14 protein-coding genes are annotated in these 15,701 nt (G+C 43.2%); all 14 read left to right on the forward strand.

Going from position 1 to position 15,701, the window contains the following annotated elements; genetic code table 11:
* Positions 1-224 precede the first annotated feature (224 nt).
* The 14 genes from hydG (at position 225) to DWW85_RS01690 (ending at position 15,691) form a co-directional block, all read left to right on the forward strand.
* Positions 225-1,646 (forward strand): [FeFe] hydrogenase H-cluster radical SAM maturase HydG, encoded by a 1,422-nt coding sequence (gene hydG / locus DWW85_RS01625; RefSeq protein WP_117807292.1) that lies wholly within the window; start codon positions 225-227, stop codon positions 1,644-1,646.
* Between the two features lie 105 nt (positions 1,647-1,751).
* Positions 1,752-2,951, forward strand: a complete 1,200-nt coding sequence (gene hydF / locus DWW85_RS01630) for a [FeFe] hydrogenase H-cluster maturation GTPase HydF (RefSeq protein ID WP_117807293.1) — start codon at positions 1,752-1,754, stop codon at positions 2,949-2,951.
* 332 nt (positions 2,952-3,283) lie between these two features.
* Positions 3,284-5,263: an NAD(+) synthase gene (locus DWW85_RS01635; RefSeq protein ID WP_117807294.1), complete on the forward strand. Its 1,980-nt coding sequence runs from the start codon at positions 3,284-3,286 to the stop codon at positions 5,261-5,263.
* A gap of 162 nt (positions 5,264-5,425) precedes the next feature.
* Positions 5,426-6,436, forward strand: a complete 1,011-nt coding sequence (locus DWW85_RS01640) for an ATP-binding cassette domain-containing protein (RefSeq protein WP_242995979.1) — start codon at positions 5,426-5,428, stop codon at positions 6,434-6,436.
* Between the two features lie 5 nt (positions 6,437-6,441).
* The gene (locus DWW85_RS01645; RefSeq protein ID WP_021944098.1) at positions 6,442-7,692 is read left to right on the forward strand and encodes an ABC transporter permease; all 1,251 of its coding nucleotides are present in this window, start codon (positions 6,442-6,444) and stop codon (positions 7,690-7,692) included.
* Between the two features lie 271 nt (positions 7,693-7,963).
* Complete coding sequence (locus tag DWW85_RS01650; RefSeq protein WP_117807296.1) at positions 7,964-8,680, forward strand: CpsB/CapC family capsule biosynthesis tyrosine phosphatase; 717 nt, start codon at positions 7,964-7,966, stop codon at positions 8,678-8,680.
* 153 nt (positions 8,681-8,833) lie between these two features.
* Positions 8,834-9,847 (forward strand): LCP family protein, encoded by a 1,014-nt coding sequence (locus tag DWW85_RS01655; protein WP_021944101.1) that lies wholly within the window; start codon positions 8,834-8,836, stop codon positions 9,845-9,847.
* A gap of 23 nt (positions 9,848-9,870) precedes the next feature.
* On the forward strand, positions 9,871-10,695 hold the full coding sequence (locus DWW85_RS01660; protein ID WP_117807297.1) for a Wzz/FepE/Etk N-terminal domain-containing protein: 825 nt from the start codon (positions 9,871-9,873) through the stop codon (positions 10,693-10,695).
* Positions 10,692-11,411: a CpsD/CapB family tyrosine-protein kinase gene (locus DWW85_RS01665; RefSeq protein WP_021944103.1), complete on the forward strand. Its 720-nt coding sequence runs from the start codon at positions 10,692-10,694 to the stop codon at positions 11,409-11,411. Before DWW85_RS01660 ends, DWW85_RS01665 begins: the two co-directional genes overlap by 4 nt.
* 193 nt (positions 11,412-11,604) lie before the next feature.
* A complete protein-coding gene (locus DWW85_RS01670) occupies positions 11,605-12,222 on the forward strand; it encodes a hypothetical protein (RefSeq protein ID WP_117807298.1) in 618 nt (205 codons plus the stop codon).
* Between the two features lie 135 nt (positions 12,223-12,357).
* Complete coding sequence (locus DWW85_RS01675; protein ID WP_242995981.1) at positions 12,358-13,161, forward strand: hypothetical protein; 804 nt, start codon at positions 12,358-12,360, stop codon at positions 13,159-13,161.
* Between the two features lie 50 nt (positions 13,162-13,211).
* The gene (locus tag DWW85_RS01680) at positions 13,212-13,472 is read left to right on the forward strand and encodes a PqqD family protein (protein WP_117807299.1); all 261 of its coding nucleotides are present in this window, start codon (positions 13,212-13,214) and stop codon (positions 13,470-13,472) included.
* 27 nt (positions 13,473-13,499) lie between these two features.
* Positions 13,500-13,970, forward strand: coding sequence for a hypothetical protein (locus tag DWW85_RS01685; RefSeq protein ID WP_117807300.1), 471 nt, complete (start codon positions 13,500-13,502; stop codon positions 13,968-13,970).
* Positions 13,967-15,691: an ABC transporter ATP-binding protein gene (locus DWW85_RS01690; RefSeq protein WP_117807301.1), complete on the forward strand. Its 1,725-nt coding sequence runs from the start codon at positions 13,967-13,969 to the stop codon at positions 15,689-15,691. Before DWW85_RS01685 ends, DWW85_RS01690 begins: the two co-directional genes overlap by 4 nt.
* Positions 15,692-15,701: the final 10 nt, after the last annotated feature.

The raw sequence follows: 15,701 nt of genomic DNA on the forward strand, positions 1-15,701 counted from the left end.
GTAAAAGGATAACTATATGCTGCATTTTTATGATTTATATAACTATATAACTGCATTTTTATGGCAGTTGATATTTTCGGAGTGTTCCACTATACTGTTATTAAGTATAGCTTGAAGCATAACAAAGGTCTGCTCACAGATATATTGATTTTATAGAACGCGCGAGGCAGACCGGATGATTATACAGGAAGAATTATATAGCAGAAGAAAAGAGGCAGATACAAGTGTATGATGTAAAATCATTAAAAGCAGAAGAATTTATTTCAGATGAAGAGATCAGAGAGACATTGGCATATGCCGATGCGAATAAAGATAACGTACAGATGGTTAATGAGATCCTTGCAAAAGCCAGATTAAAAAAGGGCTTGACGCACAGAGAAGCGTCTGTGCTGCTGGCCTGTGAGATGCCGGATAAGATCCGGGAGATGTATGATCTGGCAAGGGAGATCAAGGAAGATTATTACGGAAATCGTATCGTGTTATTTGCGCCGCTGTATCTGTCTAATTATTGTGTGAATGGATGTGTCTATTGTCCATATCACAGCAAGAATAAACATATTGCAAGAAAGAAGCTGACACAGGAGGATATCGTAAGAGAGGTTACCGCACTTCAGGATATGGGACACAAGCGTCTGGCGATCGAAGCCGGTGAAGATCCTGTGAATAATCCGATCGAATATATTCTGGAATGTATTAATACAATCTACAGTATCAAACATAAGAACGGTGCAATCCGCCGTGTCAATGTCAATATAGCAGCGACAACAGTTGAGAATTATACGAAGTTAAAGGATGCAGGCATCGGAACCTATATCCTGTTTCAGGAGACTTATCATAAGGAAAGCTATTTGAAATTACATCCGACAGGTCCGAAGCATGATTACGATTACCACACCGAAGCCATGGATCGTGCCATGGAAGGTGGTATCGATGATGTAGGACTTGGTGTACTGTTCGGATTGGAAATGTACCGGTATGAATTTGCAGGGTTACTGATGCATGCAGAGCATCTGGAAGCGGTTCATGGGGTAGGCCCGCATACGATCAGTGTTCCGAGGATCAAACGTGCAGATGATATCGACCCGGATGTATTCGATAACGGAATCAGTGACGATACATTTGCAAAGATCTGCGCACTGATCCGTATTGCAGTACCATATACGGGAATGATCATATCAACCAGAGAGAGTCAGGCAGTTCGTGAGAAAGTGTTGCCACTTGGTGTTTCACAGATCAGTGGAGGTTCGAGAACAAGTGTAGGTGGATATGATATCCCGGAGACATCAGAAGATATCACATCGGCTCAGTTCGATGTCAGCGATACCAGAACGCTGGATCAGGTTGTGAACTGGCTGATGAAGATGGATTATATACCAAGCTTCTGTACAGCATGTTACAGAGCAGGAAGAACTGGAGACCGGTTTATGGCACTCTGTAAGAGTATGCAGATCTTAAACTGCTGTCATCCAAATGCTCTTATGACGCTGAAGGAATATCTGGAAGATTATGCAAGCCCTGAGACGAAGCAGATCGGTCTGGAGCTGATCGAACGTGAGCTTGCCCGGATCCCGAATGAGAAGGTCAGACAGATCACGGCAGATCATATACATGATATTGCAGAAGGACAGAGAGACTTCCGGTTCTAACAGATGATAGGAAGAAGCGATCTTAACAGATGAATGGATTGCAGATAACAGAGATCGCAGATAAATGCTGAAGCAGACAGCGTATAACAACAGGGAGGGCAGCACATGGCAGGGTTAAATGAGACACCATCGGGCAATCGACTTCATATCGGAGTATTTGGAAAGACAAACAGCGGAAAATCTTCTTTTATCAACCGATTTTCCGGTCAGAATATATCAATCGTAGCGAATGTTGCAGGGACAACCACTGATCCTGTGTACAAAGCAATGGAAGTTTATCCGCTTGGCCCTTGTACCCTGATCGATACAGCGGGCTTTGACGATGCGACAGAGCTTGGGGAGGAACGCTTGGAAAAGACAAGGCTTGCAGCCGAGAAAACAGATATAGCGATCATTCTGCTTGTAGATACTGACATGGACGAGGAACTTCACTGGTATGAACAGTTTAAGGAAAAGAAGACACCTGTCATATGGGTGATCGGTAAGGCAGATATCCGGAATGATACAGAAAAGATAAATGAAACGTTGTATCAACAGACAGGACAGCGTGCGATTGTTATCAGTGCCGCGACTGGAGACGGTATGGATCAGGTAAGAAAAGAGCTTGTACGGAACCTGCCGGAGCAATATGGTGCTTCTTCGATCCTTAGAGAGCTGGTAACAAAGGGAGATCTGGTCATGCTTGTTATGCCGCAGGATATTCAGGCACCGAAGGGCAGACTGATCCTGCCACAGGTGCAGACACTGAGAGAATTGTTAGATAAAAAATGCCTTGTTATGAGCGTGACGACAGATCAGTATGTGGAAGCCTTATCCCATCTGACAGAGGCACCGAAGCTGATCATAACGGATTCACAGGTATTTGCCTATGTCTATGAGCATAAGCCTAAGAAATCTATGTTGACTTCCTTTTCTGTGTTATTTGCCGCACATAAGGGAGATATCGAATATTATATAGAGGGAGCAAATGCGATAGGAAAGCTGAATGGGGAATCCCATGTGCTGATTGCAGAGTGCTGTACACATGCACCGTTAAAAGAAGATATCGGACGGGAAAAGATTCCTAAGATGCTGCGGAAACGGTATGGAGAAAATATGACGATCGATATAGTCAGTGGAACGGATTTCCCGGATGATCTGCAGGGGTATGATCTTGTCATACAGTGTGGGGGCTGTATGTTTAACCGCAAATATATTATGTCAAGGATCGATCATGCAAAGGAGCAACAGATCCCGATGACCAATTATGGTGTGGTGATCGCGTATCTGACCGGGATATTAGATAAGGTTGTAATACCTGTCTAAAAAGCCGGAAAAGACAGAAGTCACTGATCATATTAATGGGCTTCAGGAAAAGGTAACAACAAATGCTGCAGAAAGTAAGTAATATAATATATAATATAAAACAAAATCAGGAGGCAAAGTTTATGAAGAAATACGAAACGCCACAGATGAATATTGTAGAATTTGAAACAGAGGATATCATTTGTACGAGTGGAGACGTTATAACCGGAGATAATGAAACGCCTATTATTCCCGGAAAATAGGGAAATTAGGCTATAAGCCGGTAAACAGATGATGCCGGATATCAAAGAACAAATGATACGAAAATATACAGATAATTCAGGAGAACGATGATGAAACATTTAGTAAGAATCGCGTCCGTATCACCAAGAGTACATCTTGGTAATGTAACAAAGAACTGTAAGGAGCTTGAAACAGTTTATAGAACCTATGCAGAACAGGTAGACGTTATTGTGACGCCGGAACTGTCACTGACCGGATACACCTGCGGGGATCTGTTTGTGAACCGTCATCTGATCGACAGGGCAGAAGAAGGACTGTTACAATTGGCGGAAATGACAGCAGAATATGGCAAAAAGGGCGCAGCACTTGTTGTCGGTGTGCCATATGAAGTAGACGGAGAATTATTTAACTGTGGAGCTTTTTTATGGAACGGAATGGTGCTCGCACTCGTTCCGAAGATCTACCTGCCGAATTACGGAGAGTTTTATGAGAAACGGTGGTTTAGTGGAAGATGTGTAGAGAACCGGACAGTTGAACTGGCAGATGGATCGGAAACTTTATTTGGCAATTCCATCCTGATCGAGATGACGGATCCGAATCAGCAGGAGGAGCATGTTACATTTGGCATGGAGATCTGCGAGGATCTCTGGACACCGATCGCACCGGGAAGACTGCTGACACTTCAGGGAGCAGAGATCCTGCTCAATCTGTCGGCATCCAATGAAGTGATCGGAAAGGAACAGTACAGAAGGACACTGACAGGAAGTATGTCATCCTCCTGTATCTGTGGATATGTCTATACATCAGCCGGAGCCTATGAATCAACCTCGGATATGGTATTTTCCGGACACAATCTGATGTATGAAAACGGAAAATTATTAGGCGAGATCAAGCCATTTGAAGATGGTATCCTGATCCGTGATTTTAATATGACAAAGATCCGCCATGATCGTCTGGCAAATAAATCCTTTGCGGAGTGTAAACGGAATTTTGAAGCCGGAGAATACATGACAGTAAACTGCGAGAAGGTATTTGCAGAGAAAAAAGAAGTATGCGCAAAGGTTTCCATGACACCATTTGTTCCATCAAAGAACAGACTGGAACGATGCCGGTCGATCTTTGCAATGCAGGTTGCAGGCCTGCAAAGAAGAATCGAAGCCACACATGCGTCATGTATCGTTGTTGGCGTATCCGGTGGACTGGATTCTACGCTGGCACTTCTGGTATCCGCACAGGCAGTAAAGAATCTCGGACTGCCACCGGAGACAGTAACCGGTATCACGATGCCGGGATTTGGAACGACGAAACGCACAAAAAGCAATTCAACAACGCTTATGGAACTGCTTGGATGTGACATCCGGGAGATCAGCATCGTAGATTCTGTCCGTCAGCATTTTGCAGATATCGGGCAGGATGAAACAGTACATGATATTACATATGAGAACTGTCAGGCGAGAGAGCGGACACAGATCTTGATGGATGTAGCCAATAAAGAGGGCGGATTTGTGATCGGAACCGGTGATTTGTCAGAACTTGCACTTGGCTGGTGTACCTATAACGGAGACCACATGAGCATGTATGCGGTGAATACCAGCATCCCGAAGACTCTGGTCCGGACTCTGGTAGATGAAGTTGGACATGATATGGATCGAAATGGATTCCCGGGAATCAAGGACGTGATCGAGGATATCATTGATACGCCGGTAAGTCCTGAACTGCTTCCACCGAATGCGGATGGAACGATCGCACAGAAGACAGAGGATACTGTTGGATCCTATATCCTACATGATTTCTTCTTGTATTACACACTGCGTTATGGTATGGAGCCGGAAGATGTCTATGACCTTTGTAAAGAAGCGGTAAGACAGAGTGTAGAAGCTTCGGAAGATGGGGAAATAGAAGCATATACATTTACAGATGAAGAGATAAAGAAATGGCAGAAGGTATTCTATACCAGATTTTTCCGTCAGCAGTTTAAACGTAACTGTATGCCGGATGGCGTAAAGGTCGGTACGGTATCGGTAAGCCCAAGAGGGGATCTGAGACTGCCATCCGAGATAGAATTTGAGGATTTCCTTACTTTCGAATAGAACTGGAATAGAGAAAAATATGAACCGTTACAAACGATAATTAAGCTTATTAAAGATTGTTTCAGAGTTGAATTATGATATAGTAGATGGAAATTGCAACCTGAAACTGATCGTACATTCATAACAGGGATATGAATGTCGGTTCATAAAAAGGAGAGAGATATGAAATTAGAATTACAGGGCATCAAAAAGAGCTTTGATGGCACAGAGATCCTGCATGGGATCAATTTCTCGGTAGAGGGTGGAAGCGCACTCGGACTGTTGGGAAGAAATGGCGCAGGAAAGACCACAACGATCCGGATCATCATGGATGTTTTCCATGCAGATGAAGGCCAGGTCTTATTAGATGGAGCCCCCTTTGTCTATCAGCCGGGGCAGGTCGGATACCTGCCGGAGGAACGTGGCTTATATCCGAAACGTCTGATCAGTGAGCAGTTAGTATATCTGGCAAAGCTTCGTGGGATGAATAAGAAGCAGGCGGAAGAGAATATGCGGAAGTGGCTGACCCGTCTGGATGTGATCCAGTACGAGAATCGAAAACTGGATACGTTATCGAAAGGTAATCAGCAGAAGGTACAGCTTGCAGCAACATTAGTAGCAGATCCTGACATCGTGATCTTAGATGAGCCGTTTTCCGGTTTAGATCCTGTGAATTCCCAGATCTTAAAGGATGTTATAAATGAACGGATCGCAGACGGAAAGATCGTTATCTTCTCCAGCCACCAGATGAGCTATGTGGAAGAATTCTGTGAAGATATCGTAGTGATCAATCATGGTGAAGTGGCACTGGCAGGCAACCTTGACAAGATCAAGGAAGAATACGGAAAAGGACATAAAGCAGTTGCGGCTGTTGGAATGGAGTCGGAAGAACTGGAACAGATTCTTCGTGATAAGTTTGCAGATCAGGTGCAGGTGATCAGCCATAACAAGCATCATGTTGTGACACAGATTCTGCCGGAACAGGATGAATGGCAGGTGCTTTCCCGTTTTAAAGAGTTGGGAATCAGGCTTAGGAGCTATGGAGTTTATGAGCCTTCCCTGAATGATATATTTGTATCGGCAGTCGGAGATGAGGAGACACCGGAAGATATAAAAGAAAAAAATAATATCGGAACTTCTTTTTCTGAATTTGAACCAAAGCAGAAAAAGGGTCTGTTTGGAAAGAGAGGTTAAGATATATGAAAAAGATTGGTACAATATTAAGGTTTGAACTGGGTAATTATTTTGGCAGTAAATCCTATCTGATTTCAACGATCTTACTGGCACTTCTTTGCGTAGGCATCATGTTCGCACCGAGAATTAAGGAATCGTTTACAAGTGGAAGTCCTTCGTCTGATAAAGAGACAGATGCAGAGGATGAATCGGATCAGGAGAATGAATCCGTATATGCATATTATGATGCATCCGGTATTATGGATGAAGGATTGCTGGCGCAGGTATATCCGGATGTTAAACTGCAGAAATGTAAGGATGCAGCAGAAGTAGAGTCGCTGGTTAAAAGTGAAGATGCGGAACTTGGTTATGTAGTTTATAGTACATCAGAATATACCTATTATGTTTATAATAAAGGCATGTTTGATGATTACACCAGTACCTTTGACAGTTATCTGTCCATGCTGTCCAAGAAACAGTACAGTGAAGCACATGATCTGGATTTTGATGAACTTATGAGTCTTGATTATGCAGATATCCAGGCAAAAGAAGTTATCCTCGGTAAGGACAGCACAAGCAATTACTGGTATTGTTATATTCTGGTTATCGTGATCTTCATGCTGATCGTTATGTATGGAATGTCGATCGCAACCGGTGTGGCAAATGAAAAGAGCAACCGCTCGATCGAGATTCTGGTAACAACAACGAACTCCAGAGATATTTTATTTGGAAAGGTATTTGCCGGAACAGTTGCTACGTTCTTTCAGGTCGGATTGATCATGGCAGCCCTGTTGATCTCATACAACTTTAATAAAGACTACTGGGGCGGCTTTATGGGGTCTGTATTAAATATCCCATCTGATGTTCTGATCGCATTTGCGGTATTCGGCCTTGGTGGATTTCTGTTCTATGCATTTATGTATGGAGCACTTGGGGCACTGGTATCTAAGATCGAGGATTTGAACAAATCAGCCGGTACGGCGCAGATGATCGTAATGATCGTGTATTTTGTCGTACTGATGAACCTGACAAATGTAGACGGACTGGTCATCAGGATCTGTTCATATCTACCGATCAGTTCTTACAGTGCAATGTTTGCAAGAGTTGCGATGGGAGATGTAGCAACATGGGAAGTTGTTATATCAGCAATAATTTTATATATATCGGTGATCGGTATGGGTGTTCTGGGAGGTAAGATCTTCCGTAATTCAACACTTCGGTATGGCAATCCAATCAGGTTATCCAGAGCATTAAAAGAATTAAAAAGAGAAAAATAAGATATAAAAATAAGACAATAAAAAGGCCACATGCGTGCTGTGTTGATGTAAAAATGTAGAAAATATTCCTTATACCTTTACATTAAAAGGCGGATGTGGCATAATTTCATGTGAAATTATTGAACGCACTTGGTGCGGGTATACAGGGGAGACAGGGTAAAATAAAAATGAAAGCAATTTCTAAATTCGCAGTGCAAAAAGAGTGGCTGTGATATCTGTTCGCTTCTGGAATATAATTTCAATGGCTTAAAAAGAAAGGTTACAGTAAAATATGGAAGTAATCGATTTCCATTCCCATGTTCTTCCGGGAATTGACGATGGAAGCAGAAATATAGAAACATCCATAGAGATGCTTCGGCTCAGTCGGAATGCCGGTGTAGACAGAATGATCGCGACACCGCACTTTTATGCGGACGAGGATCGAATTGAACATTTTCTTGAAAAACGGGAACATGCATATCAAAGCCTGATAGAGGCAGTAACGACTGAAAACATATCGGATACCCCACAGCTTCTGCTTGGAGCGGAAGTTGCTTTTTTTGATGGAATCGGAGATGCAGATAAGGTTGACCGGCTGACAATCCAGGGAACAGAGCTTCTGCTGCTTGAGATGCCGTTCCGGACGTGGACGGATGAAGATCTTTTACAGGTAAAAAAGCTGATCCATGAGAGACAACTCCGGATCATTATCGCTCATCTGGAACGCTTTATGAAGATTTCAGGGAATAAGCCGTACATAAAAAAGCTGATGGAGCTTCCGGTTACCATACAGATCAATGCAGAAAGTTTGTCAGACTGGAAACAGGGCGGGATGTTAATCCGCATGTTTCAAAAGAGGCAGGCACATATTCTGGGAAGTGACTGTCATGGAGTTCATCATCGCCCTCCGAATCTGATGGAGGGACGACAGAGACTGGAAAAGAAAGCAGGTGCAGACATTCTTGCAGAGATTGATGCATATGGATGTCAGCTTCTTGGTTTGAGATAAAAGGTTGGAGGATAGACAGATGTCAAAAAAAGTAGCGATCATAATCAGTATTATACTGTTTATTATATTGACAGCACTTATCATATGTGAAAAAACATGGCCGACAGGAGGATCTGATCTGATAGGGAACCTGTTCTGATCAGAGAAAGAAAGATGGCACACAGGATACATTCCAGACAGGAAAAACTGAAATTATATAAAAAACTGACAATTACTATTGCAGCAGTTATCATATTTTGTTTAGCGGCAGTTATTGTGTTCCGGGCAATTGACCGGCAGAAGCTCCGGAAGCAGGAGGCATATGAGGCAGAGCAGGGAGTTGTCCGTATAAATGGCAAGAAATATCTTCCGAAGAAGAATATAGAGACCTATCTGTTCATGGGTATCGATTCACTGGATAAAGTAAAAAAAGCAGAGGATTATGGAGAATCCGGGCAGAGTGATGTGCTTATGCTGATGGTCAGAGATATCAGTGAAGGGACATTTAAGACTCTGGCGATCAACAGAAATACACTGACAAATGTAAAATCCCTGGATCTCGACAATTCTTATCTGGGCGATTCTGTTGTACAGATTGCACTTGCACATGCAAGCGGAGATGGACTGGAAGCCAGTTGCGAGAATACCGTGGATGCTGTATCAGAGCTGCTTGGTGGTCAGAAGATTGACGGATATGCTGCTGTAAATATGGGAGCAATTTCTATCATCAATCATATGGCAGGAGGAGTAACAGTTACGATTGAGGATGATTTTTCCAAAGTGGATCCATCCCTTAAGATTGGAGATACGGTTCAGCTCAGTGATGAGCAGGCGGTACATTATGTACATGACCGTTGGGATGTCGCTGATGAAACAAATGAAAACAGAATGAAACGTCAGTCCGTATATATGGAAGGGCTTAAGAAAAATATAAAAGAGAAATGTCAGACAGACAGTACCTATCCGTTGGATCTGTACAATGCACTGGGAGATTATATGGTGACGAATATATCGGCAAATAAATTCAGCAAGCTGGCACTTCTTGTTGTGAAAGAGAAGGACGAGGGCGAGGTATCTATTTCCGGAACAGAAGGGCTGGATGAACTTGATTTCGCTACCTTTGAGGCAGATGAGGAAAGTCTGAATGCAGCGATCGCAGAGCTGTTTTATAAAGAATATACAGAATAGAGATGCTTTGGATGGAGGAGAACATGAGCGCAGAAAATAAAAAAGTACCGTTGTCGGACAATGGAAAAGAAGAAAAGATCAATAAGGTGACGATGGTGACCGTTGATGATGACGATAAAGAGATAGATCTGGTTGATCTGGGATATGCACTGATGGATAAGTTACATTTTATCATACTTGCATTTTTGCTTGGTGCAGTCCTGTTAAATGCATATGCATATTTTATGATCAAACCGACGTACCAGTCGACCGCAAAACTGTATGTCGTATCTGCATCGGAGGATTCCGTTGTAAATCTGTCCGATCTGAATATTGGTATGTCGCTGACAAAGGATTATGAGGAATTAATGCTCAGTTATCCTGTATTGGATCAGGTAATCTCCAAATTGAATTTGTCAATGGATTCGGCAGAGCTTGCACAGATGATCGTACTTGAGAATCCGGCGGATACAAGAGTACTGAAGATAACAGTTACAAGTACAGATCCGGAGCAGGCAAAAGACATAGCAAACACACTGGCTGAGATTGCGGTAGAATATCTTCCGGATACAATGAGTACCAATGCACCGAATATTGCTCAGGTTGCAAGAATACCGGATCAGAAGGCAGGACCAAGTTATCTGAAATATACACTGATCGGAGCATTGGCGGGCGCATTTATTTACTGTCTGATCCTGATCATACGATATCTCCTGGATGATACGATCCATACAGCATCCGATATGGAAAAATACTTTGGAATTGTTCCGCTTACTTCAATTCCAGACAGTGAGTCACTGGGACAGAATGAGGACGGCGCTGAATATGGAGAAACAAAATCTGGATTGAAAGGGAGACGAAGCAAATGAAAAAGATAAATATTGATTTTAAAGAAATGCCGTATGCTGTCGAAGAAGCAATGAACAGGCTTCGTATAAATATCAAGTTTTGTGGGAAAAATACAAAGAAGTTGTTGATCACAAGTAGTCTGCCAAATGAAGGCAAAAGTACCATTTCCATGAATCTGTGGAAGATGATGGCAGAAGCCGGATTTCCGACTGTATTTCTTGATGTGGATTTGAGAAAATCAGTGATCAAGAGCAGACATAATATCCAGACAGAAGGCGAGATCAAGGATCTGGGCTATTATCTGTCCGGGCAGGCAGAATATGAGGATGTTGTATATGAAACAAATATCCCAAATGGTTATATCGTGCCATGTTGCAATCTGTTAGAGAATCCATCTGCATTATTGGAGGATGATCGTTTTGCAGAACTGCTTAATAAACTGGCAGAGCAGTATAGATATGTGATCATAGATTCGCCGCCACTTGGCAGTGTCGCAGATGCTGCACAGGTTGCTTCCTTATGTGATGGTGCAGTACTTGTTGTCCGTAGTGGTGAAACGTCCAGGAACGTGATAAAACAATCCATGCAGCAGTTGGAACAGGTTCGCTGTAAACTGCTGGGTGTGATCCTGAACCGGGTAGAAGTGTCCGGACGTGCATACAAGAGTTATTATGGAAAATATAAATCCTATGGCTATGGATACGGCTATGGAAAAGACCAGAAAAGTGGAAAATAGAACAGATCCAGATAGATAGCGGATCCGTTCAACAGGATCTGGCAGATGGATTCAGGTTGGATGATTCGGCCGATACGTGGCAGACGGCTGTTTTATCATAGATGTTCTGGTTAAAGTGGTGAGAGAACTTCAGTTTTCAAAATGATCAGAACGATTTTTATCCGAAAATGTGCTAGGAAGGAGAAAACTCAATATGAAGAATTTAAAGAAGCTGATTGCTATTATCATGGTTATCGCTCTTATGATTCCATGTACAGCAATGGCTGCAACAGAGTCAGTTACTTCACAGGAGTTAACAAAGAAGAACACAACAATTACATGTTCTACACTTACTTATACAGGTAAGAAACAGACTCCTAAGACGATCAAGGTTCAGTATAAAACCAAGAGCGGCAAGAAAGTAACATTAAAGGCCGGTACAGACTATACTGTTAAAGTTACAAGCGGCAAAAATGCTGGTACTTACTCAGTAAAGATCACTGGTAAGGGCAAGTATGCCGGAAAAGTGTCATCTTCATACACAATTAAGAAGGCAACTCAGAAGAAGCTGAAGGTTACAAATGGTTACAAGAAAGCTGTCAAGGCTTCAAAATTTAAGAAGAAAGCTAAATCTTATACATTCAAGGTTTCTGGTGTAAAGGATAAGGCTAAAGTAACTTATCAGAGAAGCTCAAAGAAGATTGTTGTAAAGAAAGGCAAGATCACTCTGGCTAAGGGTATCAAGAAAGGTACTTACAGAGTAACTGTTAAGGTTGCTGCAACAAAGAACTACAAAGCAACAACAAAGACAATCAAGATCAAAGTTAAATAATATTTAACACAATACATTAAATTGCTATAGCATTGAAGGCACCCTGGCCACGAGGGTGTCTTTTTTCTTATTGCACGTCATCCTTACTGTGTGGTAAACTAAGGCAGGATTTTAAATGATGGTGGTATATGGAACATGAAGAATGAAAAGATGGGATTTGGGAATGAAAAATTTATATTTTGGATCCGGCTTGCAGATGTAACGATAAAGATCTATGCGAATTACAGAAGTACAAGAGAATATTGTCGGGACTACCTGACAACGGGACCGGAGGCATTTTCGGTGATGATCACACAGAGGGATATCGCAGCGGAACGGGATCGGTCGGAGAAGCAGGAACAGGTCGGTGGAAGGAAAGGACCGGGAAGACCGTGGTTTGGATACTACAGTGATGCATATCTGGAAACGCTGGCGTTATACCGGAAGATCGCAGATCAGATGATCGCATACAATACCTTGTTATTTCATGGTTCGGTGATAGCGGTGGATGGAGAAGCGTATCTGTTCACGGCGAAGAGTGGAACCGGAAAATCTACACATACCAAGCTGTGGCGCAAATATTTTGGAAATCGTGCTGTGATGGTAAATGACGATAAGCCATTGTTGAAAGTAACCGGCAAAGGCGTGCTGGCATGCGGAACCCCATGGGCGGGCAAGGATCATCTGCAGAACAACATCATGGTTCCATTAAAGGCAGTATGTATTCTGGAACGGGATACGGTCAATCATATCGAACAGATCAGGAAGCGGGATGCATGGAAGATGATATTACAGCAGAGTTATCGTTCAGATCAGCCGGCGGTATTATCATCGACAATCCGTCTGGCGGAGCAGATCATGGATAAAACAAAGCTGTACCGGCTGGGCTGCAATATGTCCATGCAGGCAGTGGAGACTTCCTACAATGGAATGAATACAGATATAGATTATGCAGATTAAAAACATATAAAACAACAAAACGAAAATATACAGAAATAATGGAGCGGTAAATGAAATTAAAAGATGAATTTATTACATATGAAACAGATGGAGAACAGATCATGGTAGCTGCCGGAACCGACAGCTTTTCCGGTCTGGTCAGAAGCAATGAGACAGCGGGCTTTATCGTAGAATGTCTGAAAAAAACTGTGACAGAGGATGATATCGTTCATGCAATGACAGATGCATATGATGCACCGGAGGCTGTTGTCCGCAGGGATGTGAAGGGAATATTGAAGAAGCTGGATTCCATTGGTGCGATCGAATATTAAGAAGCCGGAACAGCAAAAAGAGAGAAAATGAAAACGGAGAAACAGGGATATGATAGCTGTTCTACTTATGAGGAACAGTTAAACAAATATGGAACCATTATATATACCAATGTAGGACGCAGTATGATGCCTCTCCTTCGGGAACATCGTGATATTATGATCATAAAGTCCAGACCGGAAGGACGGCTTAAAAAGTATGATGCGGTGCTTTATAAAAGGGGAGATCATTATATCCTGCACAGGATCCTTTCTGTAAGAAATGATGGTTATGTGATCTGTGGGGATCACAATTACAGGAGAGAATATGATATTACGGATCCGGATATTATCGGAGTGCTTACTGGGGTGATACGGGATGGAAAAGAGATTCCGGTTACGGATAAGCGATACAGATGGTATGTGCATATATGGTGTGATCTTTTTTATATCCGGGCAGGTATTTTATTTGTAAAGGCAAGAGCTGCTCGGCTGCGCAGGAAAATGGGTAAGAGCAGATGAAGAAACAAAGCAGGATGATGCAGGGTGAACAGAACAGGAAAACATTTGTATGGATGTGGCAGGGTATAGCAGGAAAGCGGTATTATATCGTTTTCCTGCTTATAATATCTGTCCTTCTTGGTATGTCCGGCGGCCTGCTCGCATTACTGCTCCGGAATCTGATCGATCATGCGGTGGAAGGAGAACGTTCCGGTTTTGTGGCAGCGGGAACAGGACTTGTACTGCTTGTGATCCTGCAGATCACGTTCCGGGCGGTTGACCGTTATCTGGAAGAAAAAACACGGTCAACTTATGAAAATATCTGGAAGAAACGATTGTTTTCGGAACTTATGGGAAGAAGTTACCGCGAAGTCACACAGATCCATTCCGGAGAATGGATGAACCGCCTGACTTCAGATACTGTGATCGTGGCGGATGGACTGGCGCAGATCGTTCCCGGTGTATGCGGGATGCTGACACGGATCCTGATCGCGGTTGTTCTGCTGATCGGTATTATGCCGGAACTTGCTTATGTATTGATACCGGGAGGTCTTCTGCTTGTCTTTCTGACCTGGATATTCCGGCGGGTGTTGAAACGTCTTCATAAAAAAGTGCAGGAGGCAGATGGCAGATTACGGATTTTTTTATCGGAACGGTTATCCGGTCTGGTGATCCTTCACACATTCGTAAAAGAACAGAAAACGGCAGATGAAGCAGACCGGTATATGAATGCACATCAGGGCAGCCGGATGAAGAAAAACAGATTTTCCAATATCTGTAATATCGGGTTCGGTGCAGCAATGAATGGAGCTTATATTCTGGGAGCCATATATTGTGGGTATGGAATATTGAAAGGACAGGTTTCCTATGGAACCTTTATAGCAGTGCTTCAGCTTGTCGCACAGATCCAGACACCGTTTGCGAATCTGTCTGGGTATTTTCCAAAATATTTTGCCTGCCTTGCCAGTGCAGAACGGCTGATGCAGGCAGAAACCTTTGAACCGGACAGAACGGGATCAGAGATACTCCCTTCCGATTTCCGGGAACAGTTTATGGCTCTTGAGATTGTGAATGGCTCCTTTGCCTATCGGAGAGATACGGATCTGCTGGGTGTTCAGGCGCAGACAGATACAGACTACTGTGAAAGAAAGGTTCTGGAGCATTTTAATATGCATATTGCAAGAGGAGAATTCCTGGCACTGACCGGACCATCCGGGTGTGGAAAGAGTACAGTGCTTAAAATATTAATGAGTCTGTATGCACTGGATTCCGGGGATTGTAACGTAATATTTGGCGGTGAAAGGCATAAGATGCATGCAGGCTTCCGGTCTTTGTTTGCTTATGTACCGCAGGGAAATCATCTGATGAGTGGAACAATAAAGGAAGCGGTGGCATTTGGTGAGCATGTCGACACGGAGAAACTGACACAGGCACTCAAAGCTGCCTGCGCAGAATTTGTTTATCAGCTTCCGGAACAGATGGAAACTCCACTTGGAGAACAGGGACATGGATTATCGGAGGGACAGATCCAGCGTCTGGCAGTTGCAAGGGCGGTTTATTCCGGACACCCGGTTCTGATCCTTGATGAAGCGACAAGTGCACTGGATGAACAGACAGAGAAACGGCTGCTTTCCAATCTCCGTGCAATGACAGATCGGACTGTCCTGATCGTTACCCACCGGCCGGCAGCTTTGCAGGTGTGTGACCGTACGATAGCAATGATGACGGACAGGGAAGAATGAGGAATGAGAT

The organism is Clostridium sp. AF17-21AC (genome assembly GCF_003461365.1).
GTDB classification, from domain to species: Bacteria; Bacillota; Clostridia; order Lachnospirales; family Lachnospiraceae; genus Coprococcus; species Coprococcus ammoniilyticus.